This window comes from Streptomyces sp. NPDC026522 (assembly GCF_055567555.1).
Genome location: NZ_JBVHQF010000016.1, coordinates 118875 through 143108, shown reverse-complemented (window position 1 = coordinate 143108; position 24234 = coordinate 118875). Strand labels below are relative to the sequence as shown.

At 73.7% G+C, this 24234-nt stretch carries 23 protein-coding genes and 1 tRNA gene; 12 read left to right on the top strand and 12 right to left on the bottom strand.

The window, feature by feature from the left end; all coding sequences use genetic code 11:
- Positions 1–52 precede the first annotated feature (52 nt).
- Positions 53–1045, top strand: a complete 993-nt coding sequence (locus ACZ4M3_RS32725) for an aldo/keto reductase (protein ID WP_467738825.1) — start codon at positions 53–55, stop codon at positions 1043–1045.
- Positions 1042–3357, top strand: a complete 2316-nt coding sequence (locus ACZ4M3_RS32720) for a helix-hairpin-helix domain-containing protein (RefSeq protein WP_467738823.1) — start codon at positions 1042–1044, stop codon at positions 3355–3357. The genes ACZ4M3_RS32725 and ACZ4M3_RS32720 overlap by 4 nt, the downstream gene beginning before the upstream one ends.
- A gap of 58 nt (positions 3358–3415) precedes the next feature.
- Here ACZ4M3_RS32720 and ACZ4M3_RS32715 read toward each other — a convergent pair whose 3' ends face one another.
- On the bottom strand, positions 3416–4078 hold the full coding sequence (locus tag ACZ4M3_RS32715; protein ID WP_453409311.1) for a hypothetical protein: 663 nt from the start codon (positions 4076–4078) through the stop codon (positions 3416–3418).
- A gap of 47 nt (positions 4079–4125) precedes the next feature.
- Here ACZ4M3_RS32715 and ACZ4M3_RS32710 point away from each other — a divergent pair, with 47 nt between their 5' ends.
- The gene (locus ACZ4M3_RS32710) at positions 4126–4314 is read left to right on the top strand and encodes a DUF5703 family protein (protein WP_112452273.1); all 189 of its coding nucleotides are present in this window, start codon (positions 4126–4128) and stop codon (positions 4312–4314) included.
- A 61-nt stretch (positions 4315–4375) separates the two neighbouring features.
- On the opposite strand, the gene ACZ4M3_RS32705 is transcribed toward ACZ4M3_RS32710, so the two are convergent.
- The 3 genes from ACZ4M3_RS32705 to ACZ4M3_RS32695 form a co-directional block, all read right to left on the bottom strand.
- Complete coding sequence (locus tag ACZ4M3_RS32705) at positions 4376–5182, bottom strand: chaplin family protein (protein ID WP_467738820.1); 807 nt, start codon at positions 5180–5182, stop codon at positions 4376–4378.
- 154 nt (positions 5183–5336) lie between these two features.
- On the bottom strand, positions 5337–5570 hold the full coding sequence (gene chpH / locus ACZ4M3_RS32700) for a chaplin ChpH (protein WP_405981454.1): 234 nt from the start codon (positions 5568–5570) through the stop codon (positions 5337–5339).
- A 137-nt stretch (positions 5571–5707) separates the two neighbouring features.
- Positions 5708–7033, bottom strand: a complete 1326-nt coding sequence (locus ACZ4M3_RS32695; protein ID WP_467738818.1) for a M20/M25/M40 family metallo-hydrolase — start codon at positions 7031–7033, stop codon at positions 5708–5710.
- A 170-nt stretch (positions 7034–7203) separates the two neighbouring features.
- Here ACZ4M3_RS32695 and ACZ4M3_RS32690 point away from each other — a divergent pair.
- Positions 7204–7288: transfer RNA gene (locus tag ACZ4M3_RS32690), tRNA-Leu, on the top strand.
- A 116-nt stretch (positions 7289–7404) separates the two neighbouring features.
- Positions 7405–8013: a TetR/AcrR family transcriptional regulator gene (locus tag ACZ4M3_RS32685; protein WP_467738816.1), complete on the top strand. Its 609-nt coding sequence runs from the start codon at positions 7405–7407 to the stop codon at positions 8011–8013.
- A 14-nt stretch (positions 8014–8027) separates the two neighbouring features.
- Here the strand turns inward: ACZ4M3_RS32685 and ACZ4M3_RS32680 are convergent, their stop codons facing one another.
- The 7 genes from ACZ4M3_RS32680 to ACZ4M3_RS32650 all read right to left on the bottom strand — a co-directional run bounded on the left by ACZ4M3_RS32680 (position 8028) and on the right by ACZ4M3_RS32650 (position 18382).
- Complete coding sequence (locus ACZ4M3_RS32680; RefSeq protein ID WP_467738814.1) at positions 8028–8552, bottom strand: VOC family protein; 525 nt, start codon at positions 8550–8552, stop codon at positions 8028–8030.
- On the bottom strand, positions 8549–9820 hold the full coding sequence (locus ACZ4M3_RS32675) for an amidohydrolase family protein (RefSeq protein ID WP_467738812.1): 1272 nt from the start codon (positions 9818–9820) through the stop codon (positions 8549–8551). The genes ACZ4M3_RS32680 and ACZ4M3_RS32675 overlap by 4 nt, the downstream gene beginning before the upstream one ends.
- A gap of 26 nt (positions 9821–9846) precedes the next feature.
- Entirely contained in the window at positions 9847–11334 is a 1488-nt protein-coding gene (locus tag ACZ4M3_RS32670; protein WP_467738810.1) for an FAD-dependent monooxygenase, read from the bottom strand.
- A gap of 371 nt (positions 11335–11705) precedes the next feature.
- Positions 11706–13145 carry an amino acid permease gene (locus ACZ4M3_RS32665; RefSeq protein ID WP_467738808.1) on the bottom strand — a complete coding sequence of 480 codons (1440 nt, stop codon included), beginning with the start codon at positions 13143–13145 and terminating at the stop codon, positions 11706–11708.
- Positions 13146–13364: 219 nt separating this feature from the next.
- The gene (locus ACZ4M3_RS32660) at positions 13365–14909 is read right to left on the bottom strand and encodes an APC family permease (protein WP_467738806.1); all 1545 of its coding nucleotides are present in this window, start codon (positions 14907–14909) and stop codon (positions 13365–13367) included.
- A gap of 75 nt (positions 14910–14984) precedes the next feature.
- Positions 14985–15932 carry a hypothetical protein gene (locus tag ACZ4M3_RS32655; protein WP_453356024.1) on the bottom strand — a complete coding sequence of 316 codons (948 nt, stop codon included), beginning with the start codon at positions 15930–15932 and terminating at the stop codon, positions 14985–14987.
- A 794-nt stretch (positions 15933–16726) separates the two neighbouring features.
- Positions 16727–18382: an FAD-binding dehydrogenase gene (locus ACZ4M3_RS32650; RefSeq protein ID WP_467738804.1), complete on the bottom strand. Its 1656-nt coding sequence runs from the start codon at positions 18380–18382 to the stop codon at positions 16727–16729.
- A gap of 84 nt (positions 18383–18466) precedes the next feature.
- On the opposite strand from ACZ4M3_RS32650, the gene ACZ4M3_RS32645 reads away from it, so the two are divergent.
- From ACZ4M3_RS32645 to ACZ4M3_RS32615, 7 genes are all read left to right on the top strand, one after another.
- Complete coding sequence (locus ACZ4M3_RS32645) at positions 18467–18988, top strand: NUDIX domain-containing protein (RefSeq protein ID WP_467738802.1); 522 nt, start codon at positions 18467–18469, stop codon at positions 18986–18988.
- 9 nt (positions 18989–18997) lie between these two features.
- On the top strand, positions 18998–19396 hold the full coding sequence (locus tag ACZ4M3_RS32640) for a YidH family protein (RefSeq protein WP_467738800.1): 399 nt from the start codon (positions 18998–19000) through the stop codon (positions 19394–19396).
- A gap of 5 nt (positions 19397–19401) precedes the next feature.
- Entirely contained in the window at positions 19402–19731 is a 330-nt protein-coding gene (locus ACZ4M3_RS32635; protein ID WP_467738872.1) for a DUF202 domain-containing protein, read from the top strand.
- Positions 19732–19814: 83 nt separating this feature from the next.
- Positions 19815–20111, top strand: coding sequence for a hypothetical protein (locus ACZ4M3_RS32630; RefSeq protein WP_467738798.1), 297 nt, complete (start codon positions 19815–19817; stop codon positions 20109–20111).
- Between the two features lie 94 nt (positions 20112–20205).
- Positions 20206–21117: an MBL fold metallo-hydrolase gene (locus ACZ4M3_RS32625; RefSeq protein ID WP_467738796.1), complete on the top strand. Its 912-nt coding sequence runs from the start codon at positions 20206–20208 to the stop codon at positions 21115–21117.
- A 135-nt stretch (positions 21118–21252) separates the two neighbouring features.
- Complete coding sequence (locus tag ACZ4M3_RS32620; protein ID WP_467738795.1) at positions 21253–22296, top strand: phosphotransferase family protein; 1044 nt, start codon at positions 21253–21255, stop codon at positions 22294–22296.
- Between the two features lie 9 nt (positions 22297–22305).
- Positions 22306–23544 (top strand): acyl-CoA dehydrogenase family protein, encoded by a 1239-nt coding sequence (locus ACZ4M3_RS32615; protein WP_467738793.1) that lies wholly within the window; start codon positions 22306–22308, stop codon positions 23542–23544.
- Between the two features lie 55 nt (positions 23545–23599).
- On the opposite strand, the gene ACZ4M3_RS32610 is transcribed toward ACZ4M3_RS32615, so the two are convergent.
- Positions 23600–24211: a TetR/AcrR family transcriptional regulator gene (locus ACZ4M3_RS32610; protein WP_467738791.1), complete on the bottom strand. Its 612-nt coding sequence runs from the start codon at positions 24209–24211 to the stop codon at positions 23600–23602.
- Positions 24212–24234 lie beyond the last annotated feature (23 nt).

The window sequence follows — 24234 nt, the reverse complement described above, 5'->3', positions numbered from 1 at the left end:
ACTGTAGCGCGCCCCGGTCGTCCGCGGCAGGGCCCCAGTAGTCTCAGCGCTCATGGAGCAGAGGCATCTCGGCCGCACCGGCCTGCGCGTGTCCCGGATCGGCCTCGGCACCCTGACCTGGGGCCGGTCCGCGGAGGGACCGGACGAGGCGGGCGCCGCCGAACAGTTGAAGACCTTCTGGGAGGCCGGCGGCACCTTCGTCGACACCGCCGACGTGTACGGGGGCGGGGAGGCGGAGTACCTCCTCGGACAGCTGGCCGGCAAGCTGGTGCCGCGCCGGGAGCTGGTGATCGCGACGAAGTCGGGCTCCGTGCGGGACCCGGACCGGCGGTGCGACGGCTCGCGCGGGCACCTGCTGGCGGCCTTGGACGACTCGCTGGCCCGGTTGGGAACCGAGTACGTGGACCTGTGGCAGGTGCACGCCTTCGACCCGCGGACCCCGCTGGAGGAGACCCTCCAGGCGCTGGACCTCGCCGTCAGCAGCGGCCGGGCCCGGTACGCGGGGGTGGCGGGCTACAGCGGCTGGCAGCTGGCGAAGGCGGCGACCTGGCAGCTCGCGGCCCCCGGCACCCGGACCCGGCTCGCCTCCACGCAGATGGAGTACTCGCTGCTCCAGCGGGGCGTGGAGCGCGAGGTGCTGCCGGCCGCGCTGGACCTCGGCGTGGGCCTGCTGCCGTCCTCGCCCCTGGGGCGCGGCGTGCTCACGGGGAAGTACCGGGCGGGCACCCCGGCCGACTCGCGGGGCGCGTCGCAGACCCTGGCCGCCTTCGTGGACCCGTACCTGGACGAGGCGTCGGGCCGGATCGTGGACGCCGTGGCGACGGCCGCGCACGGGCTGGCCGTGACCCCGCTCCAGGTGGCGCTGGCGTGGGTGCGGGACCGGCCGGGAGTCGTCGCGCCGATCGTCGGCGCGCGTACCGCGGCGCAGCTGGGGGCGGCGCTGTCGGTGGAGGCCCTTAGTCTTCCGGAGGAGATCTGCCGGGCGCTGGACGACGTGTCGGCGCCCGTGCACCGCTATCCCGATCAGGACTGGAGCACGCTGTGAGTACCGACCCCGCCGCCACCGGCGCCGCGGACGAACCGGAGACCCCCGGCCCGGAGGCCGGGGCGGTCCAGGGCGCGCGTACCCCGGAACCCCCCGGCGGGGAACCCGCGCCCCGGGCGTCGGACGCCGCCGGCGAAGCCGGCCCGGGCCCGCGGGAGACGCCGGAACCGGCGCCGGCCCAGGACCCGGCGGCAGCCGTGGACCCGGCGCCCGAGGAGGACCCGGCGGCAGCCGTGGACCCGGCGCCCGAGGAGGACCCGGGGACGGGCCCGGAGGAGGGCGCGGGCGCGGCCGAAGGGGATGCCGGGTTGACGGCGGACGGGGCCGCGGCGGCCCAGGGCGCCAAGCCCGAGCTGACCGAGGCCCAGGCGGAGCTGGCCGCGCAGAAGATCGAGCGGGAGCGGATCGCCCGGCGCAAGGCGGAGCGGCAGGCGCCGGTCGAGGCGGGCGCCAAGCTCAGCGGGACCGCCGCCGACCTGCTGGCCGCCGTGCGGGCGGTGGAGAGCGGGGCCAAGCCCGCCGCGTACTTCGACGACGCCCCGGCCGCGCCGCGCAAGGCGGCCGCCCCCGCTCCCCCGCAGCCCCGCACCCCCGCGCCGGTCGCCGCGGCCGGTGACGCCGAGGGCGTACGGGCGGTGCTGGCCCGGGGCGGCGCCCCCGAGGCGCTGGCCGAGGCGGCCGCCACCGCGCTGGGCGAGGGCGCCGCCGAGCAGCTCGCGGAGGATCCGTGGCGGCTGCTGGCGGTGGCCTCGGTGCGCCCCACCCAGGCCGACGGCTTCGCCCGAGCCCTGCTGGGCCCCGGCGCGGGCCCGGGCGACGAGCGCCGCGGCGCGGCCCTGGTGGGCTGGCTGCTGGCCCGGGCCGCGCTCAAGGGGCACACCGCCCTGGAGGCGCCGGTCCTGGAGAAGGCGCTGGCCCAGTACGGCGTACCGGACCCGGCCGGGGCCCTGGAGCGGGCCATCGGCGACGGCGCGGTGCTGGTGTTCCACGAACCGGCGGCGGGCGCCGCCGGGTCCGCGGAGTCCGGGGAACCAGGACAAGACGGGCAGGACGGTCAGCGGGACGAGCCGCCCGGCACGGTCCTGGTGGGGCTGGAGGGTTATGCGCTGGCCGAGGAGAGCCTGGCCGACGGCCTGGCCCGGCTGGCCAGCACCTTCGCCGGCCCGACGGACTGGACCGAGGCCGCCGCCGGCGGCCTCGGCGCCGAGCTGATCCGGGCCGTCTCCGGCCACGGCCTGGTCACCCACACCGGCGGCGAGGCCGCCCGCGCCGAACCGGCGGCCCTGCTGGCGGCCGCCCGCCGGCTCGGGCTGCGGGCCGCTCTGGCCGCGCACGCCCCGGCGGCCGGCACCGTCACCGTGGCGGGCCTGCTGGACGGGACGGAGGGGCCCGGGCGGGACGCCGACGGGCAGTTCGCGCTGGACCTGCTCATCGTCCTGGACGCGCCCCAGCTGGACGTGGAGAGCGCGGCCGCGCTGGTGGAGTCACTGCCCGACGGGGCCCGCCTGGTGCTGTCCGGGGATCCCGGCGTACTCGGTTCCGCGGGCCCCGGACGGGTGTTCGCCGACGTGCTGGCGGCCCGGACCTGCCCCCAGGTGGTCTCCCGCGTCCCGGATCCGGGCCCCTTGGGCGAGCTGGTGTCGGGGATCGGCGCCGGGGAGCTGAACCAGGTCGACGCCCCCGGCAAGGAGGTCGTCATCGTCCCGGTGCGGGACGCGGGCGAGGCCGTCCACCGCACGGTCCAGCTGGTGGCCGAGTCGGTACCGCGCGCCTTCGGGATCCCGGCCGACGAGGTGCAGGTGATCACCCCGGGCCACGGCGGTGCTGCGGGGACCCGGGCGCTGAACGCGGCCCTCAAGGAGCGGCTGAACCCCGGCCCGGGCCGGTTCGGCGGCTTCGACCCCGGCGACAAGGTGGTGCACGTGCCGGCGCCCGGGCGGGCCCGGCCGGCCCGGGTGGTGTCGGCCGACGCGCAGGGGCTGCACCTGGACGCGGCGGGCCCGCGGATCGTCGTACCGAAGGAGCGCGTGGAGTCGGAGGTGCGGCACGGCTGGGCCGTGACCGGACACCAGGCCGTGGGCGCACGCTGGCCGGCGGTGGTCGTGGTGCTGCCCGGGGACGCGGCGGACGCGCTGTCCCGGGACTGGGTGTACACGGCCTTCGGGCGCGCCGAGCGGCACCTGTCCGTGGTGCACGGCGTGGACCAGGCGCTGGCGCGCGCGGTGGCCGGCGTACCGGCCAAGCCGCGCACGACCCGGCTGGCGGACCTGCTGCGGGCCCTCGCGGCGGCCGCCGCGGAACAGCCGCAGTAACGGTGCGCTGTGGGTCGCCGCCCGGAGCCGGGCGGCGACCCACAGCGCCGTGCGGTGATCAGGCCGGGGTGAGGCCCGGCGCCGAGGCCCCGTCCGGCGCGTCGTCGTCCTCGAAGTCCTCCGGCTCGTCGTCGAAGACGGAACTCACGTCGAACCGGTGCAGCACGTTCTGCGCGTCGGCGTGCTCGAAGGGCGAGTCGAGCCACTCGCCCGGTTCCGCGACCTCCTCCGCGGCGGCGACCCAGAGCGTGGAGTCGCCCTCCTCCAGGCCGAACTCCCGGTAGCGGGAGTGGATCTCGTCGGGCTCGTACTCCCCGAAGAGGACGCCCAGCGCCCCGGCGGTGCCGCCGTCCTCGACGGGCTCGGCGTCCGGGTCGTGCGCGGCGACGCGGTCGGCCTGGGCGATCAGGCGCTGTGGTTCCACCACGGCGTAGTCGCGGCGGATGAGCACGCTGAAGGCGGCGGGCTCGGCGGGCCCGGTGTACGGGACACCGTCCTCGGGGGTGGGGATCTCGAAGGGAGTGACCTCGTCGTAGCGGTCGTAGAGCAGTTCGTCGTACTCGTCGGCGGCGGCGGCGAGCTCGTTGAACGCGGCGTAGACGGCCGGGTCGTCGTCCCCGATCCTGCTCTCGACCGCGGCGAGGTGGCGGTCGAGCGCGGCCTTGACCGCCTCGGCGGCGGCGCGTACCTCGGCAACAGTGGGCAGAGCGGCATCAGACATAGTGCAGACGCTATCCGTAGCAGGCCTCTGCCCGCACAATAGATGCGATGCCGGAATACGAATTTGTCGACCTGTACGTGCCCCGCGGGGTGCCCCGCCAGGAGACGACCCGCCTGTTGACCGACCATGCCGAGTACGGGCACTGGGAGCTCGACCGGCTGACGCTGCTCCGGGACGGCAGTCGCCGCGTGCGGCTGCGCCGCCGGATCATCCGCCAGGTCCGCGCCACGTGGTGACGCGGACCCCCTGGCAGGGGGCCCGCGTCGGGAGTGCCGGTGTGCCCGTTTTCCGCCCGCGTCAGGCGGCGTTGCGGGCGCGTCGGTAGAGCACGCTGCCCGCGAGGAGCAGGCCGCCCGCGAGCGGGAGGCCGGCCGTCAGGACGTCACCGGCCCCGGTGGCGGCGAGTCCCCCGCCGGTGCCCTGGCCGGGCGTTGCGGGGGTACCGGGAGTGCCCGTGCCGTGGCCGGGTGCGGTCGGGTTGCCGGGGTGGCCCGGCGTACCGGGTGTGCCCGGGTTGCCGGGCTGACCCGGCGTACCGGGGTTCCCAGGCGTGCCGGGGTTGCCCGGGTTACCGGGATTGCCAGGCGTGCCGGGCGTGCCCGGGGTTCCAGGGTTGCCGGGCTGACCCGGGTTTCCAGGTGTACCCGGGTTGCCGGGCTGACCCGGCGTACCGGGGTTGCCGGGCGTACCCGGGTTGCCGGGCTGGCCCGGAGTTCCGGGGTGTCCCGGGTGCCCCGGGTGGTCGTCGTCGCACGGCTCGTCGGGGTTGCCGGGGTGCCCCGGGTGGCCCGGGGTTCCCGGGTGGCCCGGGGTTCCGGGGTGGCCCGGGTGGTCCGGCTTCGCGGGGCCGCCCCCGTTGACGCAGCGGTTGCCGAAGGCCGGGTTCAGGCCTCCGATCACGGTGACCGTGTTGCCGCAGGCGTTCACCGGCACGTCCACGGGCGCCTGCACGTTGTTGCCGGACAGCACGCCCGGCGAGTTCACGGCGTGGCTCGCCGCCCCGGCGTCCGCGTGCGCGTAACCGCCGCCGAGCGCCAGCGCGCCCCCTGCGGCCGCCATGGTGATCAGGGTCTTCCTGGTGACCTGTACTACCGGTCGTCGCATCTGTACTCGTCCCCATGCTGTGTACGTTCGGTCGGCGTACAGGCCGTACACGCTCCCCCGCCTGCGACGCCGAATAGATGAAGAGGTGCGGGCCCGAAAGCCCGGCAGCCCCGGAGCGCTGGGATGCGCTCCGGGGCCAAGGACTTCAGACGCGTCAGGCGTTGACGCAGGTGTTGCCGAAGGCCGGGTTCAGCAGGCCGATCACGTTGACGGTGTTACCGCACACGTTGACCGGGATGTGGACCGGGACCTGAACGACGTTGCCCGACAGGACGCCGGGGGAGCCGATGGCCGCACCCTGGGCGCCCGCGTCGGCGGCAGCCATGCCCGCACCCGCGAGAACCAGACCACCGGTGGCAGCCGCAGCGGCGACAACCTTCTTGAGCATTGTTCCTCCTAGTAGGCAAGTGCGGTCCCAGCCGCGGACCGCACCACCTGTAACGAGGAGGGATCACCAGGGCTACGAGCGTATGAGCGCATTCACTCTTCTCAGTGGAATCCGCACACCTTCCCGATTCCCCGGCGTTAGGCGTTGTCGATGAATCGGTCCAGCACGCGAACGCCGAACTTCAGACCGTCCACCGGCACCCGCTCGTCCACTCCGTGGAACATGCCCGCGAAGTCCAGTTCGGGCGGCAGCTGGAGCGGCGCGAAGCCGAAGCAGCGGATCCCCAGGTCGTCGAAGGACTTGGCGTCCGTGCCGCCCGAGAGCATGTACGGGACCGCGCGGGCGATCGGGTCCTCCGCCTTGAGCGCGCCCTGCATCGCGTCGACCAGCTTGCCGTCGAAGTCCGTCTCCAGGGCCTTGTCGGCGTGCACGTCCTCGCGCTTCACGCGCGGGCCGAGGATCCGGTCGAGGTCGGCGAAGAACTCGTCCTCGTAGCCCGGCAGGAAGCGGCCGTCGACGTGCGCGGTGGCCTGGCCGGGGATGACGTTGACCTTGTAGCCGGCGCCCAGCATCGTCGGGGCGGCCGAGTTGCGCAGCGTCGCGCCGACCATCTTGGCGATGCCACCGAGCTTGGCGAGCGTGGCGTCCATGTTGTCGGGGTCGAGCGGGGTTCCGAGGGCGTCCGAGAGTTCGTCGAGGAAGGACCGTACGGTCTTCGTCACGCGCACCGGCCACTGGTGGCGTCCGAGCCGCCCCACGGCCTCGCACAACTCGGTGATCGCGTTGTCGTTGTTGGTCATGGAACCGTGGCCGGCGGTGCCGTCCACGGTGAGCCGCATCCAGTGCATGCCCTTCTGGGCGGTCTCCACCAGGTAGAGGCGGAGGTTCTCGTTGACGGTGAACGAGAACCCGCCGACCTCGCCGATGGCCTCGGTGACGCCCTCGAAGAGGCCGGGGTGCTTGTCGACGAGGTGCCGGGCGCCGTAGACGCCGCCCGCCTCCTCGTCGGCGAGGAAGGCGAGGACGATGTCGCGCGGGGGCTTGCGGCCGCTGCGCATGCGGTCGCGTACGACGGCCAGCGTCATCGCGTCCATGTCCTTCATGTCGACGGCGCCGCGCCCCCACAGGCAGCCGTCGGCGATCTCACCGGCGAAGGGGTCGTACGTCCAGTCGGCGGCATTGGCCGGGACCACGTCGGTGTGCCCGTGGATGAGCAGCGCGGGCCGCGAGGGGTCCTCGCCCTCGATGCGCGCGACCGTCGAGGCCCGTCCCTTGTGCGACTCGAAGATCTGCGGTTCCAGCCCGACCTCGGCCAGCTTCTCCGCGACCCACTCGGCCGCCTTGCGCTCGCCGGGGCCCGAGTGGTCCCCGTAGTTGCTGGTGTCGATCCGGATGAGGTCCCGGCAGAGGTCGACGACCTCGTCCTCACCGGAGACGGTCCTGCCCGCGCTCGACTCGCTCACGCTGCTTCCTCCCACTGATCAGTACCGACTGCCTCCCCCATCCTCCCGCCCCGGGCCGCCGTCCCCAAGGGCGTTCCCCGGTCACCGGGGGGTGTGATCGGGGACCCCGGAATGTTTGGTAATGTTTTCCACGTCGGAACGGCCCGCGAGGGACGCGAGACACACACCTGGTCCGGGTGGCGGAATGGCAGACGCGCTAGCTTGAGGTGCTAGTGCCCTTTATCGGGCGTGGGGGTTCAAGTCCCCCCTCGGACACAGCGGTCAACCGACCAGACTGAGCCGGTCAGAGCGACACCACGTCGCTCTGACCGGCTCCGTCGTTTGCAACTCCGACTGGAACGGAAACCATCGTTCTCGTTTAGGGTGGGAGGATGCCCCGCCTGACGGACGAGCGCCGGGAAGAGCGGCGCCGTCACATCCTCACCAGTGCCTGGACCTGTTTCTCCGCCAACGGCTTCCACGCCACGTCCATGGACGACGTGATCGCCGCGACCGGCATGTCCTCCAGCGCCGTCTACCGGTACTTCCGCAGCAAGGACGACCTCATCGACGCCGCCGCGGACGAGGCGCTCGCCCTCGTGCGGAACTTGTTCGACGGACTGCTGGCGCAGCGTCCCACCGCGTCACCGGCCCAGGTGGTCGCGGCGATGGTCGGGGAGGTCCGGGACCGGGACGCGCGGTCGGAGTACGACCTCACGCGGATCGCCATCCAGTCGTGGGGGGAGGCCCTGCGCAGGCCGGGCATGGAGGAACGCACCCGGGCCTTCTACCTCGGCGCGCACGGGCAACTGGCGGAACTGGCCCGGCGGTGGCGCGCGGAGGGCCAGGTCGCAGCGGATGCCGATCCCCGGGGGATCGCGACGGTCCTGATGACCCTCATGCCGGGTCTCCTCGTCGGGCGGCACCTGGTGGCACCCGTGTCCGCCGAGCACCTCATCGCGGGCCTGTCCTCCCTCGGCCCGGCCTCCTGGACCGGGTGACGGGCCGAACGCCGTCACGTGCGCGGTGTTCCGGCGGTGTCCCCTCCCCCGGCCGTGCCGTCGGTGGGTCCGGTGCTCAGCCAGGGGGAGCCGTACTCGACGCGCGAGCGGTCGAGCCCGTGGGGCTCGGTCGTGTAGAGCCGCAGGCGCAGCCCGTCCGGGTCGGGGACGACCAGCACCCAGCCCACCATCGCGACGACCGGCGGTGAGTGGCGGACCCCCAGGCCGTCCAGATGCGCGATCCATTCGTCCACGGCGGCGCGGTCCTCGACGGCCAGGGTGAGGAGTTCGTTCCCGTCCAGGGCGCGGGCGGTCACCGGGTCCAGGCGCAGCTCCAGCCGGCAGGGCAGGTGGGGGACGTCGAGGACCAGGGCGAACAGCGTGCCGTCCGGGCGGCGGTGGTCCAGTCCGGCCATGCGGTGGGCGCCCAGGACGGCGCCGTACCAGCCGGCGCTGCGCTCCAGGTCGCTGACGCACAGCTTGAGGTGGTGGAGGCCCTGGTGTGCCGGGGCCGTCGGCGTGGTCGTCAGGGCGCTCATGACCGGACCAGTCCGTCTGTGAGGAGCGCGGCCGTGCGGTCTACGGGGACGCCGCGCCGCCACAGGCCGGCGATGTCCCGGACCGCGGTGATGTCGACCAGGGGGTTGCCCTCGACCAGCAGGAGGTCGGCGCGCAGCCCGGCGGCGACGCGCCCGCGGTCGTGGAGGCCGAAGGCGTCGGCGGGGGCGGCGGTTGCGGCCGTCAGGGCCTGAGCCGGGGTGAGTCCGGCGCCCACGAGGAGGGCCAGTTCGCCGTGGTAGCTGATGCCGTGCGTGGTGGGGTGGCCCGCGCCGCCGGTGCCGTCGGTCCCGGCCAGTAGGGGCACCCCGGCCCGGAACATCCGCAGTGCGAGGTCGGCCGCGTGGCGGGCGTCGACCGAGACCGGTCCGACCCGCACCTCGCCCGGGCCGTCGGTACGCATCCGCTCGATCTCCTTGAGCCACTGGGGGTCGGCGTAGGGCCGCAACCGCGGGTCGTCAACGAGGGCGTACTCGGCCGGGCTGTCGGTCATGCCGGTCAGTGAGGCCAGGGTGGGGATCACGAACGCACCCCGGGCCGCGGCGTCTTCCACGAGGGCGTCGTCGGAGGGCGCGTCGGCCGGGACGTGGGCGAGGCCGTCGACGCCGCAGTCGATCGCGAGGCGGGCCGAGCGGCGGGTGAGGGTGTGGGCGGCGGTGCGCAGCCCGCGCTCGTGTGCGGCCCGCACCAACGCGCTGATCGTCTCGGGGGACATGACGGGCATCGGCGTCCCGATCGCCGTGCCGTCCTCGATGAAGATCTTGAGGTGGTCCGCCCCGTCGGCGATCCGCGCCGCGACGAAGGCTCCGGCGTCCGCGGGACCGGCGACGGCGGGGAAGGGGTCCAGCAGGCCGAGGTCGACCAACTGGCTCGGGTGGCCGCCGGGTGCGGTGGCTCCGGTCGTCGCGATGCGCAGGTCGGCCAGGTCGTCACGTTCGCGCGCGGCCTCCCGTACCGCGCGGGCGACCGAGGGCGTACCGCCCATGTCGAGCTCGGTGGTGATCCCGAAGAGGAGTGCCCGCCGCAGCTGTTCGGTGTCGCTCGTGTGGGTGTGGGCGTCGATCAACCCGGGCAGCACGGTGCGGCCGCTGCCGTCGACAACGGTGGCCCCGGTCGGTGTGCCGAGGGCGGGGCCGACGGCGGTGATCAGGGGACCGTCGATGAGGACGTCCTGGGGTGCGCGGAGCTCGCTGCCGTCGAAGACGGCGACGTTGCGGATGAGGGTGGGGGCGGAAGCAGAAGTCGACATGCCCTTGTCTCCTTTGCACAGCCGGGTCATCGGGTGGACGGAACGGGCAGGGGCAGGTGCTGGGCCAGCCGGCTGAGTACCTCGGCCGGCTCGGCCGGTACTCCGTGCGCGGCCAGGTAGCCGTCCGGGCGCACCAGCAAGGGAGTTCGTAGTCCCGGTACGTGGCACACGGACAGGACGGTGTCCCACTGCCGCCCGTCCTTCGGGTCGCTCCGGCCGGGTAGGGCCAGCGTCCAGCGCAGGCCCGCTTGCGGGACTGTCAGTGGCGAGACCCGGTCTCCCGCACGGGGGGAGACGTGGCCGGGCTCGTGCGCGTAACCGATGTCGAGCTGGGCGAGTTTGGCGGCTATCCGGTCGAGGGCCCCGGGGGTGGCCGCGGCAGCCGCGAGGAGGTCGTTGCGGCGCTGTCCGGCGGCCGGGTCACTGAGGGTGGCCATTCTGGCGAAGTGGCTGGTGAGGGCGACCAGTTCGGATGCGACCGGATGCCGCTCGGCGTGATAGCCGTCCAGCAGTTCGGCGGGGGCCGCGCCGGTGAGGACGGCGTGCAGCTTCCAGGCCAGGTTCCCGGCGTCCTGGATGCCGGTGTTCATGCCCTGGCCGCCGGCCGGGCTGTGCGTGTGCGCGGCGTCCCCGGCCAGGAAGACCGGACCGGCCCGGAACCGCTCGGCGACCCGCTCTTGTACGCGGTACGTGGAGGCGTTGACCACCGCCGTCACCCGGATACGTCCCGCCAGCGGCCCGCGTTCGGCCACCAGCCGCTCGATGTCGGCGGCGTCGCCGGGCGCGGCCGACCCCGGTGCGGTGGGGGTCACGATGCGGTGCTGTCCGTCAGCGAGCGGCGAGAGGAGCAGCATCCCCGCGGAGGAGAGGAAGAAGGTGGTGTCGTCCTCCCCCGGGCCGCTCGCCCCCGCGTCCAGGCGGACGTCGGCCAGGGCGAACAATTGCTCCGGCGCCTCTCCGGGGAACCCGATCCCCGCGGCCGTGCGTACGGCGCTGTGCACACCGTCGCAGCCCACCAGGTAGCGCGCGGAGACCGGGCGCACCACGCCCTGCGGACCGGCGATGACGGCGGTGACGCCGGGGAAGTCGGGAGTGGAGCCGAGGAACTTGTGACCGCGGTGCACCTCGCCGCCGAGCTTCCGCAGGCGGCGGAGCAGGTGCTCCTCCGTCGTCTGCTGGGAGGCGAGCAGGACATAGGGGTAGGGCGTGTCCAGGCCGCCGTAGGAAGCGTGCAGCAGGGTGCGCTCCCGGTCATGGATGCGGAACCCACGCCCTCGCCCGCCCGCCTCGACGAGGCGTTCGGCGACGCCGATCCGTTCCAGATATTCCAGGGAGCGGGGCTGGAGCGCTGCCGCTCTGCTCCCGGTCCGCACGTCGGTGTCGCGGTCGATGAGAACGTGGTCCACGCCCAGTTGCCGCAGGCTCGCGGCCAGGGTCAGCCCCACGGGCCCTGCGCCGACGATCATAACGTCCGTGTGCGGCGGGAGGGGGGTGGTGATGGGCGACGCAGGCATGACGCCTCCTCGTCGTGCGGGATGACCCGCGAGATCCGCAGGAGATCCGCCTCACAAAAGAGAAACGATCGTTTTCGCTTCATGAGGAATCTAACACCGGAGAGGGGCTTAACGCAAACGGTCGTTTTCGTTTAGTGTCGTGGTGTCGCAGTCGGCACCCGACGCGTACAAGAAGGCCCACTAGCTGCGCGAACGCTACGTGCGCGAGGCTTCCGCGGGCATCCACTCCGCCGCGTCGACGACGTCGTCACCTTGGTGTGATCGGAGGCCCGCGGCGCCGAGGGGGGCGTCCGCCCGCTGGTCCTGCAATGCCTCGCGGAACGACGGAGGACCCCGCCGGGGCGGGGTCCTCCGTCGTCGTGGCGGGGGGGTCAGTCGCGGGCCGCGGCGATCGCGGCGACGCGGCCGCGGACCAGGAACCAGCCGCCCACCAGGGCCGCGGCGATGACCGGGACGAAGAGGACCGTGGTGCGGCCCACTCCGCCGTCGCACCACATCAGGACCAGCACGGTGAGCAGGAACGCCAGCGTGACGAGCTGGGTGTACGGAGCCCAGGGCAGCCGGTAGGCGGGGCGCTCGACGCGGCCCTGCTTGGCCCGGCGCCAGAAGTGCAGCGAGCAGAGCATGACCATCGCCCAGGTGCCGAGGATGCCGAGGGAGGCGAAGTTCAGGACGATCTCGAAGGCGTCCTTCGGCATGTAGGCGTTCAGGGCGACGCCGGCGACGCCGAAGGCCGCGGTGAACAGGACGCCGCCGTAGGGGACCTTGCCCTTGTTCATCACGCCGGTGAACTTGGGCGCGGAGCCGGACATGGCCATCGAGCGCAGGATGCGGCCGGTGGAGTAGAGGCCGGAGTTCAGGCTGGAGAGGGCGGCGGTCAGGACGACCAGGTTCATGACGCCCGCGGCGCCGGGCACGCCGAGCTTGTCGAAGACGGTGACGAAGGGGCTCTGGTCGGCCGAGTACTCGGTGTACGGCAGCAGCAGGGCGAGCAGGACGACCGAGCCGACGTAGAACAGGCCCACGCGCCACATGATCGAGTTGATCGCCTTCGGCATGATCTTCTCGGGGTTCTCGGTCTCGCCGGCGGCGACGCCGCAGAGCTCGACGGAGGCGTACGCGAAGACCACGCCCTGGATGACCAGGAGCATGGGGAGCATGCCGACGGGGAAGATGCCGCCGTTGTCGGTGATCGAGGCCAGGCCGGGGGTGTGGCCGTCGATGGGGTGGCTGGTGGCGACGAGGTAGATGCCGACGGCCAGGAAGACGACCAGGGCGGCGACCTTGACCAGGGAGAACCAGAATTCCATCTCGCCGAAGTACTTCACCGAGATCAGGTTGGCGGTGAGCACGACGGCGAGGGCGATGAAGGCGAGGACCCACTGGGGGACGTCGGTGAACATCGCCCAGAAGTGGGCGTAGGTCGCGGCGGCGGTGATGTCGGCCACGGTGGTGGTCGACCAGTTCAGGAAGTAGAGCCAGCCGGCCGCGTAGGCGCCCTTCTCGCCCATGAACTCGCGCGCGTAGCTGACGAAGGCGCCGGAGGACGGGCGGTAGAGGACGAGCTCACCGAGAGCCCGGACCACGAAGAAGGCGAAGATCCCGCACACCGCGTAGGCGATGGCGAGGGAGGGTCCGGCGCCGGCGAGGCGGCCTCCGGCGCCGAGGAACAGGCCGGTGCCTATCGCCCCGCCGATCGCGATCATGTTGATGTGGCGGGACTTGAGGTCCTTGCTGTAGCCCTCGTCGCCGGCGTCGACGTGCGGGGAAGACGGCGGGCTGGGGGCCTTGGCCAAGGTGCTGTCACTCATGTGATGACTTCGCCTTCGTGGGTGGGACAGGCAGGTCCGGCCGCGGGGCAGGGGAGCTGGGTGGTCTCACCTGTGCCGCGGTCCGGACGGTTTGGTGGCCCCAGGAGACCATGAGGCTCCGCTGCCCGCCAAAAACGCGGTCATGTGCGCGAAAGCCCCCGGCGACCATGGAAAGGGGTGCCGGGGGCTTCCTGGGCGCTGGAAAGCGGCGTGGCGGGGTCAGCCGCGCGGACCGGACTCCGCCGCCTGGTCGAGGCGGAAGGCCTCGTTGCCCAGGCCGATCCGGGCGTGTGCCTCGGGGCGGCGGGAGCGCAGCACCAGACCGTGCGCCAGGCCGGCGAGCGCGGCGACGGCGATGATGGCGGGCAGGATCCAGCTGAGGGCGGAGCCCTCCTCGGCGCCGACCAGGACGGCGAAGTCCTTGACGGTGTAGCCGGCGATGAACAGCAGGGCGAGTCCCGCGGCGCCGGCCGCGACCAGCCGCCAGATCTGGGCCGCGGCGGTGCCCCGGCGGACGAAGAAGGCGATCACGGCGAAGGAGGCGGCGGCCATGAGGAGGGTCACGCCGAGGGCGCCGACGCTGCCCATCCAGGTGAACAGGTGCAGGACGGGCGCGGTCGGGTCGCCGGCCGGCTTGTCGTCGGTCGCCGCGAAGGCGATGACGACGACGGCGGCGATCCCGGTCTGCAGGAGCGAGCCGGTGGCGGGGGCGCCGGTGCCGGCGTTGGTCCGGCCGAAGGGGGCCGGCAGCAGGCCCTCGCGGCCCATGGCGAAGGCGTAGCGGGCGACCACGTTGTGGAAGCTGAGCATGGCCGCGAACATGCCGGTGACGAAGAGCACGTGCAGGACGTCGGTGAAGGCGGTGCCGAGGCGGCTCTCGGTGAGCTGGAAGAGCAGGCCCGGACCGGCCTCGGCGGAGGTCTTGACCACCTCGCCGGGTCCGGTGGCGACGGTGAGCGCCCACGCGCTGAGCGCGAAGAACAGGGCGACGAAGCCGACGGCCAGGAACATGACGCGGGAGACGACGATGTGCGGCTTGCTGGTCTCCTCGGCGTAGACCGGCGACTGCTCGAAGCCGACGAAGGCGGCGATGCAGAAGCACAGGGCCGTGCCGAGCCCGGCTCCGCCGAGCGTCGAGGGGTCGAAGGCGTGCAGCGAGAGGCCTTCGGCGCCGGGCTTGCCGAGGGCGGCGAGGTCGAAGACGACGACGAGGGCGCACTCGATCAGGAGCAGGACACCGAGCACCTTGGCGTTGAGGTCGATCTTCAGCCAGCCGAGGGCGCCGGTCGCGGCGACCGCGAGCAGGGCCGGGATCCACCAGGCGAGCTCGATGTCGAGGTAGCTCGCGAAGAGGCCGGAGATCTCGAAGCCGAGGATCCCGTAGACGCCGACCTGCATGGCGCTGTAGGCGATCAGGGCGACGAAGGAGGCCGCCGAGCCGGCGGTGGGGCCCAGCCCGCGGGCGATGTAGGCGTAGAAGGCGCCGGCGTTGTGGACGTGGCGGCTCATCTCGGCGTAGCCGACGCTGAACAGGGCCAGGACGGCGCCGAGGACGACGTACAGCAGGGGCTGGCCGACGATGCCCATGACGCCGAAGATGGTGGGCATGACGCCGGCGACGACCATCAGGGGCGCGCTGGCGGCGAGTACGGAGAGCAGCAGACCGGCGGTGCCGAGCCGGTCGGCGCGCAGGGCCCGGTCCTGGCCCTTGTACGTCCGTATCTCGGGCGGGTCGGTGAGCGTGGTGGATCTGCCCGTCGGCATGGCGGGTGTCCTTTCCGGAAGGGCGGGGCGTCGGGGACGCCGGGGGACGTCGGGGACCGGGGGATCCCCGAGGGGTCAAGCGGTGCCGAGCGCGGCGCTGCGCGCGGCGAGGAACGCCTTGTGCGGGTCGAGGTCGGGGTAGGACCAGGGGGCGCGGGTGGCGTGGCTGCCGATGCGGTGGAAGAGGGCGGCGGCTTCGGCGGGGCGGCCTTCGCAGAGCTTGGCGTGGGCGAGGAAGTTGAGGTCGACCCGGTTGCGGGGGTGGTCCTCGCGCTCCCATTCGAGCCACCAGTCGAAGGCCGAGCGGAGCACTTGGCGGGCCCGGCGGCCGGACCAGTGCGCGGCGGCCGCGTCGGGGCTGCGGCCGTGGACGGCGGCGAGGACGCGGTAGCGCTCGGCGTGCGCGATGACGGGGAGCACGGCGAGCGGTGAGTCGGCCGGGGACTCCTCGGCGGCCCAGGCGGCGAAGTCGTAGACCTCGTGGAGCGGGTCGTACCCGGTGGCGGGGTTGCGCTCGGCCAGCTTGGCGACCATGAGGTGGTGGGCGTGGTGGTGCTCGCGGTGGCGGGCCCGGACCTGGTCGAAGTGGCGGCTGAACTCCTCCTCGGTGCCGTGGGCGCGCGAGAGCAGGAGCAGGCCGAGCCAGGGGGTGGGGTCGGCGGGGAGCAGCGCGGCGGCGCGACGGCAGGCCTCGTCGGCGGCCTCGGGCGTGCCCTTGCGGCGCAGGGCGTCGAACACGGCGGCGCAGGCGAGGAGGGTGGCGGCGTCGGCGCTGTCGGGTTCGGCCAGCAGCCATTCGCGGGCCCAGGCGGTGGCGGCCGGGGTCTGGGCGAGGACGACGACGCGGTGGCCGCGGCGGTCCCAGTCGTCGCCGGTGCCGACGAGGAGGGAGCGGGCCTTGGACCACCGGCCCTGGGTGAACTGGGAGCGGACGTCGACGAGTTCGGCGTCGCAGAGGGCGGGGTCGAAGAGCTGGGCGTCCCGCTTGCGGGCGCGGCCGAGGGGCGGCGGAGGCGGCGACATCCGCGGGTTCCCTCCTGGACACGGACGCGGGTGGACGGCGTGCGGGCGGCACGCGCGGGATGGTCGGGTGGCGCGGGTGGTACTGGTGGTGCGGGCGTTACGGCTGGATCACGCCGGTCGAGGACCGGATGATCACGCACAGCAAACCGGTGAGCACAGCTCCGCGTCAAGGTCCAGCCCGGCGCGTGGCGGGTTTCAAGTGCAGCTTCCGTGGGGCGAGTTGAGGCGCTTGTTCCGGTTTGACCGTACCGTGGTGGTGGCGGCCGGGGGCCTTCCGCGGCGGCCCGGCGGCGGTCGGCGAAGCTCCTTCCCCGGCCCGGTCCGGCCGGCCCGGGCCGCGTCCCGCGGGGCCCGCGGCAGCCGCGCCGACCTGCGCGAAGGCGGTGGCGGCGCGAGCGCGGTACGCGCACCGGCCGCGGGCCGGGGCGCCGCCCGCCGGGGGCCGGCGGGCGGCGGGAGCGGGCCCTGCCGGCTGTCCGCCGGCTGTCGCGGAGGTGACGGGCACGGGCGCCCCACCGCCGCCCCGCGCGCCCCCGGCGCCCGCGCGGTCGCGGCAGACGGCCGGGCATCAGTGGCCGAATGCCGATCCCGCCGGGCCGGCCCCGAAGCGGGTGCGGCGCGGGGCGGTAGGCCGCCGGCCCCGCCGTACGGACCGGGCCCGCGGCCGGCGGCGGGCCCACGCGGGCGCGGGCGGATCGGCCCGGCCCCGCCCGGGGGTGCGAACCGCAGCGGACCGGCGCGGAGGCACGGGGCGGCCGTACCGGCCCGGGGGCGCGGGCGGGTCCGGGGGGCGGTCAGGTCACCGCGTGGGCCGCGGCGCGGCCCGCCGTGCGGGCGGAGAAGAGGCAGCCGCCCAGGAAGGTGCCCTCCAGGGCGCGGTAGCCGTGGACGCCGCCGCCCCCGAAGCCGGCCGCCTCGCCGGCCGCGTACACCCCCGGGAGCGGCTCGCCCGCACCGGTCAGCACCCGCGAGGAGAGGTCCGTCTCCAGGCCGCCGAGGGACTTGCGGGTCAGGACGGACAGCCGGACGGCGATCAGCGGGCCGGCCTTCGGGTCCAGGATCCGGTGCGGCGCGGCGGTCCGGATCAGCCGGTCCCCCAGGTACCTGCGCGCTCCGTGGATCGCGGTCACCTGGGCGTCCTTGGAGAACGGGTTCGCCATCTCCCGGTCCCGCGCCACGACCGCCTCCCGGACGGTCGCCTCGTCCAGCAGGTTCTCCTTGGTGACGGCGTTCATACCGCGCACCAGCGAGGGGAGGTCCCGTTCGACGACGAAGTCCGCCCCGCGGTCCATGAAGGCCTGGACCGGCCCCGGCACGGCCTGGCGGGCGCGGTCGATGACGTCACGGACCGACTTGCCCGTCAGGTCCGGGTTCTGCTCCGAGCCGGAGAGGCCGAACTCCTTGCCGATGATGCGCTGGTTGAGCACGAACCAGGTGTGGTCGTGGCCGGTCTTCATGATGTGGTCGAGGGTGCCGAGCGTGTCGAAGCCCGGGAAGAGCGGTACGGGCAGCCGTTTGCCGGTGGCGTCGAGCCACAGCGAGGACGGCCCGGGCAGGATGCGGATGCCGTGCCGGGCCCAGATCGGGTTCCAGTTCTCGATGCCCTCGGTGTAGTGCCACATCCGGTCCTTGTTGATGTGGCTGGCCCCGGCTTCCTCGGCGATGCCGAGCATGAGGCCGTCGACGTGGGCCGGGACCCCGGAGAGCAGCCGCTCGGGCGGGGTCCCGAGCCGGGCCGGCCACTGGGCGCGGACGAGGTCGTGGTTGCCACCGATGCCGCCGCTGGTGACGATCACCGCCTGGGCCCGCAGCGAGAAGGTGCCGGCGCGCCCGCGGCCGCTCGCGGAGCCCCGTACGGCGTCGGAGGGCTCCAGGACCTCGCCGCTGACGGTGTCCACGGCGCCGGCCGTACGGGAGAGGCCGGTGACGCGGTGGCGGAACCGCAGCTCGACCAGGCCGCGGGCGACCCCGGCGCGGACCCGGCGTTCGAAGGGGGCCAGCAGTCCGGGGCCGGTGCCCCAGGTGATGTGGAAGCGGGGTACGGAGTTGCCGTGGCCGCCGGCGTCGTAGCCGCCGCGCTCGGCCCAGCCGACGACGGGGAAGAAGCGCACCCCCTGGGCGTGCAGCCAGGGCCGTTTCTCCCCAGCCGCGAAGTCGACGTAGGCCTCGGCCCAACGGCGCGGCCAGGCGTCCTCCTCCCGGTCGAACCCGGCGGTGCCGAGCCAGTCCTGGAGGGCGAGGTCGCGGCTGTCCTTGATCCGCATCCGGCGCTGTTCGGGCGAGTCGACGAAGAACAGGCCGCCGAAGGACCAGTGCGCCTGCCCGCCGATCGACTGCTCGGGCTCCTGGTCGAGCAGGATGACCTTGCGGCCCGCGTCGACGAGCTCGGCGGTGGCCACGAGACCCGCGAGCCCCGCCCCGATCACGATCACGTCTGCGTCGTACGTCATGCGCTGCCCGTCCTCGGTCGGCTGGTGGGGCAGATCCTTTGCTACGGACCGGTAACCCGTCAACAGGGGTGTTGGATGAATCGCGTGAGCGCTGCAGACGAGGTATTGGACGTGGTGGACCGCGAGGATCGGGTGACGGGACGGGCGCCGCGCGGGGAGGTGTACGCGCGCGGCCTGATCCACCGGTGCGTGTTCGTGCGGGCCAGGGATGCGGCGGGGCGGGTCTTCGTGCACCGCAGGACCGCCTCGAAGCTGGTGTTCCCCTCGTACTACGACATGTTCGTGGGCGGGGTGCTGGGCACCGGGGAGAGCTACCCGGAAGCGGCGCTGCGCGAGGCGGAGGAGGAGCTGGGGGTGCGCGGGCTGGAGCAGCCGCGACCGCTGTTCAAGTTCCTCTACGAGGGGCCGGGCGGCGCCTGGTGGTCGTACGTGCACGAGGTCCGGTGCGAGCTGCCGGTGCGTCCGCAGGAGTCGGAGGTGGCCTGGCACGCGTGGCTCTCGGAGGAGGAGCTGGCGCAGCGGGTGGCGCAGGGCGGCTGGGCGTGGGTGCCGGACGGGATGGAGGCGTACCGGCGGCTGCGCGCGCAGGAGGGATGGCGCCAGTAGATTGACCGGGTGATCGACTTGGTCAAGGACGTGCGCCTCTGGTTCGCCCCCCAGCGGTTGAAGGACGAGGGCGAGACCCCGGACTACCGGTTCTCGCTGGCCAACGAGCGGACCTTCCTGGCCTGGATCCGGACCGCGCTGGCGCTGGTGGGCGGCGGGTTCGCGGTGGACCAGTTCCTGCCGGACCTGCGCTGGGGGGTGCGGGTCGGGATGTCCTTGGCGCTGCTGGGGGTGGGGGCGGCCTGTGCGCTGCGGGCGGTGAACCACTGGATGCGGTGCGAGCGGGCGATGCGCCGGGGCGTGGATCTGCCGTTGTCCCGGTTCCCGGTGCTGATGGGCCTGGGGGTGGGGCTGGTCGCGGGGGCGATGGTGCTGGTCGTCCTGCTGGGCCTGACGAACGGGCGGTGACGACGGTGCCGGGGCCGGGGCGCGACCCTGACGAGGGGCGGGACGCGGGGCTCCAGCCGGAGCGGACCCGGCTGGCGTGGCGGCGTACGACTCTGGCCTGTTCGGTGGCGGCGCTGCTGGCGCTGCGCCAGGCGCTGCGCGGGTCGGGTGCGCCGCTGGAGGTGGCCGGGGCGGCCGTGATCGCGCTGGTCTGGCTGGCGTTCCTGGGGGTGGCGCACCGGCGGATCCGGGAGCTGGAGGCCTATCGCCCCCCGGTGCTGGCGCCGCGGGTGGCGCTGGGGGCGGTGCTGTGCACGGTGGCACTGGCGGCCTTCGCCATGACGGTGATCTTCTGATCGGACTGCCGGATGATCCGCCTTTTCCGCGCCGTCCGGAACATAGCCGACATACCTGGACGATGCGTATTAGCCTCGGTGCCATGACGACCCTCCACCAGGAACACCCCCTGCACGAGCACGCGCACGGCCCCGGCTGCGGCCACCCGCAGGTGCCGCACGGTGACCACGTCGACTACGCGCACGACGGCCACCTGCACCGGGAACACTCGGGACACTGGGACGAGTGCGACCCCCAGGGGCACGCGGCGCACCAGGACCACGGGCACGAGCACGGCCCCGCGTGCGGGCACGACAGCGTGCCCCACGGCGACCACGTCGACTACCTGCACGACGGGCACCGGCACGCCGAGCACGAAGACCATTACGACGACCACTGACCGCCCCCGCGGCGGGTAGACCCCGCCCTCCCCGGGTGTCGCGGCGGCTGGCAGGATTGCCGACTGTCCGTCAAGCGACCCGGGGAGAGCGCGCATGACCGTCGCCGAGCCGTACCTCGTCCAGCCCGCGGCCGGGGTGTACGCCTACGTCCAGCCCGACGGCGGCTGGTGCCTGAACAACGCCGGGTTCGTCAGTGACGGCGGCCGGACGCTGCTCATCGACACCGCCGCCACCGAGCGCCGGGCGCTGGCCCTGCGGGACGCGGTCGTGGCGGCCGGCGTACCGCTGCCCCGGACCGTGGTCAACACCCACCACCACGGCGACCACACCTACGGCAACGGCGTGTTCGTGCCCGAGGCGCTGGTCCTGGGCCACGACAACGCGCGCTCCGAGCAGCTCGCCGCCGGGCACCAGCTGGAGCTGATCTGGCCCGCGACCGACTTCGGCGCCGTGGAGATCACCGCTCCCACCCTCACCTACAGCGACCGGATGACCCTGCACGTCGGGGAGACCGAGGTCCAGGTCATCCACCCGGGCGTCGCGCACACCACCGGGGACTCCGTCGTCTGGCTGCCCCGGCAGCGGATCGTCTTCACGGGGGACCTGGTCTTCGCCGAGGGCACCCCGTTCCTCGCGATGGGCTCGCTCGCGGGGTCCCTGCGGGCACTGGAGCTGCTGCGCTCGCTCGGCGCGGAGACCGTCGTACCGGGCCACGGGCCGCTGACCGACGCGTCGGCGTACGACGCCACCGAGCGGTACCTGCGCTACGTCGCCGAACTCGCCCGGGAGGGCCGGGCGAAGGGGCTGACCCCGCTGGAGGTGGCCCAGGAGGCCGACTTGGGGGAGTTCGCGGCCTGGCGGGAGAGCGAGCGGCTGGTGGCGAACCTGCACCGGGCGTACGCGGAGCTGGCCGGGGAGCCCGAAGGGGCGCCGCTGGACATCCTGGCCGTGCTCAAGGACATGACCGTGATGAACGGCGGGACGCCGATACTCTGCCACGCCTGACGCGCCGGGAGGGCCGGGGCGGGACCCTTGCGCCCCGGCATTTCCCGGCCCGGAGCACTGGACGGCATACCGACTGGTCGGCATGATGGCTCTCGTTCGTCCCACCGTCGTCCACTCCGCACGGAGGTGCGCCCCATGACCCCAGCACCAGCCTCGCCGCCGGCCGGCCCACGGGGCCTCGACCTCGGCCGGCTGCGCGGCCACCTCGACGCGGCGCGGCCCGGGCTCGTGGCCGGGGAGCTGAGCGGCCGGCTGATCGAGGGCGGCCGGTCGAACCTCACGTACGTGATCACCGACGGGTCCGCCCGCTGGGTGGTGCGGCGCCCGCCGCTGGGTCACGTCCTGGCCACCGCGCACGACATGCGGCGCGAACACCGGGTGATCCGGGCCCTGCACGGGACGGCCGTGCCGGTGCCCCAGCCGGTGCTGCTGTGCGAGGACGAGTCGGTGCTGGGAGCGCCGTTCTACGTCATGGAGTACGTGGACGGGGTCCCGTACCGGACGGCCGACCAGCTCGCCGCCCTGGGACCCGAGCGAACCCGCCGGGCCGTCCTCGGCCTGGTGGACACCCTGGTGGACCTGCACGCGGTGCACCCGCAGGCCGTGGGCCTGGGCGACTTCGGGCGCCCCGAGGGCTTCCTCGACCGGCAGCTGCGCCGCTGGGGCAAGCAGCTCGCGGCCTCCCGGGGCCGGGAGCTCGCCGGTATCGACGAACTGCACGGCGCGCTCGGCCGGGCCCTGCCCGGCTCCCCCGCCGCCACCGTGGTGCACGGGGACTTCCGGCTCGACAACGTACTGATCGGCGGCCCGGACGACACCATCCGGGCGGTGCTGGACTGGGAGATGTCCACGCTCGGCGATCCGCTGACCGACCTCGGGCTGCTCGCCATGTACAGCGCGGACCTCGGCCTGACCGACTCCCCGGTCAGCACGACGAGCGGCGCTCCGGGCCACCCCTCGCCCGCCGAGCTGATCGAGCGCTACGCCGCCCGCTCGGGCCGGGACACCGGGGCGATCGCCTGGTACACGGCGTTCGCGTGGTTCAAGCTCGCGGTGATCCTCGAAGGCATCCACTACCGCTTCACGCTCGGTCAGACCGTCGGCGCGGGCTTCGACCGGATCGGCGAACTGGTCCCGGTCTTCATCGAACACGGCCTGAACACCCTCCAGGAAGGCTGAGGCATCCGCATGGACTTCGCATTCGACGCCCGTACCGAGGAACTCCGCGCACGGCTCTCCGCGTTCATGGAGGAGTACGTCTACCCGGCGGAACCCGTCGCCGCCGAGCAGCGCGCACGGCTGGCCTCGCCCTGGGACACCCCGGCCGTGTTCGGTGAACTGAAGGCCGAGGCGCGCCGTCAGGGCCTGTGGAACCTGTTCTACGTAAGCCAGGACGGCTCGCCGGGTGCGGAGCACGGCGCCGGGCTGACCAACCTCCAGTACGCGCCGCTCGCGGAGATCACCGGCCGCAGCCCGCACCTGGCGCCGATGGCGACCAACTGCGCCGCCCCGGACACCGGGAACATGGAGCTGCTCGCGCAGTTCGCGAGCGAGGAGCAGCAGAAGCAGTGGCTGGAGCCCTTGCTGGCCGGGGAGATCCGGTCGGCCTTCGCGATGACCGAGCCCGAGGTGGCCTCTTCGGACGCGACGAACGTCGAGACCCGCATCGAGCGTTCCGCGCGGGGTGACGAGTACGTCGTCACCGGCCGCAAGTGGTACATCTCGGGCGCCATGAACCCGGACTGCAAGGTCTTCATCGTCATGGGCAAGACCGACCCGGACGGCGCGGACCCGCGCCGCCAGCAGTCGATGATCCTGGTGCCGCGGGACACGCCGGGCGTGGAGGTCCGGCGGGCGATGCGGGTGTACGGGTACGAGGACCACGACCACGGCGGTCACGCCGAGGTGGTCTTCGACGGGGCCCGGGTCCCGGCGGCGAACCTGATCGGCGAGGAGGGGTCCGGCTTCGCCATCGCCCAGGCGCGGCTCGGCCCGGGCCGGATCCACCACTGCATGCGGCTGATCGGCATGGCGGAGCGGGCGATCGAGCTGATGTGCCGGCGGGCGGTCGGCCGTACCGCCTTCGGCAAGGAGCTGGCCGCGCAGGGCGTGGTGCAGAACTGGATCGCGGATGCCCGGGTCACCGTCGAGCAGTTGCGCCTGCTGGTGCTCAAGACGGCCTGGCTGATGGACACGGTCGGCAACCGGGGGGCGCACACCGAGATCCAGGCCATCAAGATCGCGACGCCGCGCGCGGTGGTGCGCATCCTGGACGACGCGGTGCAGCTGCACGGCGCGGGCGGGGTGAGCCAGGACTTCCCGCTGGCCGAACTGTGGGCGGCGGCGCGCACCCTGCGGCTGGCGGACGGCCCGGACGAGGTGCACCAGCGCTCGCTGGCGCTCCGGGAGCTGAAGCGGTACCGCTGAGCGCGGGCGGTACCGCTGAACGCGGTACCGCCGGCTCCCCGCGGCCCCCGACGGCTCAGGGGCGCAGGGCGCGCAGCAGCAGGTCGGCGAGGTGGTCGGCGACCTGCTGCGGCGTGAGCGGGCCGTCGGCGCGGTACCAGGTGGACAGGTGGTGCACCGACCCGAAGTGGTAGTCCACCACCAGGTCGGCGGGCGTGGCGCCGGAGAACACGCCGGTGCGCTGGCCCTCTTCGACCAGCGCGCGGAAGCGCTCGTGGTAGCGCCGGCGCTCGGCGCGCACCTGTCCCAGTTTCTCCGGGCTGAGCTGGTGCATCGAACGGAAGAAGATCGCCGCGTCGTCGAGGTTCTCGATGGTGGTGACGACGACGTCGGCGGCCGCGGCCCGCAGCCGTTCCTCGACCGGCGCGTCGGAATCGGCCACCGCGTCGAGCCGCTGCTGCTGGAGCCGCAGCATGCGCGCGTACACCTCGTGCAGCAGGTCGTCCTTCGAGCCGAAGTAGTGGTAGAGCGCGCCCTTGGTGACCCCGGCCGCCTCGACGATCTCCTGGACGGAGGTGCGGTCGTAGCCGCGTTCGGCGAACAGCCGGGTGGCGACGGCGAGCAGCCGCTGCGGCACCGGGGTCTCCCGGGCGGCGCCCTCCGGCTCCGTGGTGGTTCTGGCGGCCATGGCGCTCGCCTTCCTCTCTGTTC

What these genes read in the sequence shown, in the direction of transcription:
- ACZ4M3_RS32655 (WP_453356024.1), bottom strand. Translation starts at nt 15,932, where the DNA reads ATGTCGCCGCCTCCGCCGCCCCTCGGCCGCGCCCGCAAGCGGGACGCC.
- ACZ4M3_RS32610 (WP_467738791.1), bottom strand. Translation starts at nt 24,211, where the DNA reads ATGGCCGCCAGAACCACCACGGAGCCGGAGGGCGCCGCCCGGGAGACC.
- ACZ4M3_RS32670 (WP_467738810.1), bottom strand. Translation starts at nt 11,334, where the DNA reads ATGCCTGCGTCGCCCATCACCACCCCCCTCCCGCCGCACACGGACGTT.
- ACZ4M3_RS32660 (WP_467738806.1), bottom strand. Translation starts at nt 14,909, where the DNA reads ATGCCGACGGGCAGATCCACCACGCTCACCGACCCGCCCGAGATACGG.
- ACZ4M3_RS32665 (WP_467738808.1), bottom strand. Translation starts at nt 13,145, where the DNA reads ATGAGTGACAGCACCTTGGCCAAGGCCCCCAGCCCGCCGTCTTCCCCG.
- ACZ4M3_RS32685 (WP_467738816.1), top strand. Translation starts at nt 7,405, where the DNA reads ATGCCCCGCCTGACGGACGAGCGCCGGGAAGAGCGGCGCCGTCACATC.
- ACZ4M3_RS32630 (WP_467738798.1), top strand. Translation starts at nt 19,815, where the DNA reads ATGACGACCCTCCACCAGGAACACCCCCTGCACGAGCACGCGCACGGC.
- ACZ4M3_RS32675 (WP_467738812.1), bottom strand. Translation starts at nt 9,820, where the DNA reads ATGTCGACTTCTGCTTCCGCCCCCACCCTCATCCGCAACGTCGCCGTC.
- ACZ4M3_RS32625 (WP_467738796.1), top strand. Translation starts at nt 20,206, where the DNA reads ATGACCGTCGCCGAGCCGTACCTCGTCCAGCCCGCGGCCGGGGTGTAC.
- ACZ4M3_RS32705 (WP_467738820.1), bottom strand. Translation starts at nt 5,182, where the DNA reads ATGCGACGACCGGTAGTACAGGTCACCAGGAAGACCCTGATCACCATG.
- ACZ4M3_RS32715 (WP_453409311.1), bottom strand. Translation starts at nt 4,078, where the DNA reads ATGTCTGATGCCGCTCTGCCCACTGTTGCCGAGGTACGCGCCGCCGCC.
- ACZ4M3_RS32650 (WP_467738804.1), bottom strand. Translation starts at nt 18,382, where the DNA reads ATGACGTACGACGCAGACGTGATCGTGATCGGGGCGGGGCTCGCGGGT.
- ACZ4M3_RS32615 (WP_467738793.1), top strand. Translation starts at nt 22,306, where the DNA reads ATGGACTTCGCATTCGACGCCCGTACCGAGGAACTCCGCGCACGGCTC.
- ACZ4M3_RS32680 (WP_467738814.1), bottom strand. Translation starts at nt 8,552, where the DNA reads ATGAGCGCCCTGACGACCACGCCGACGGCCCCGGCACACCAGGGCCTC.
- ACZ4M3_RS32725 (WP_467738825.1), top strand. Translation starts at nt 53, where the DNA reads ATGGAGCAGAGGCATCTCGGCCGCACCGGCCTGCGCGTGTCCCGGATC.
- ACZ4M3_RS32710 (WP_112452273.1), top strand. Translation starts at nt 4,126, where the DNA reads ATGCCGGAATACGAATTTGTCGACCTGTACGTGCCCCGCGGGGTGCCC.
- ACZ4M3_RS32620 (WP_467738795.1), top strand. Translation starts at nt 21,253, where the DNA reads ATGACCCCAGCACCAGCCTCGCCGCCGGCCGGCCCACGGGGCCTCGAC.
- chpH (WP_405981454.1), bottom strand. Translation starts at nt 5,570, where the DNA reads ATGCTCAAGAAGGTTGTCGCCGCTGCGGCTGCCACCGGTGGTCTGGTT.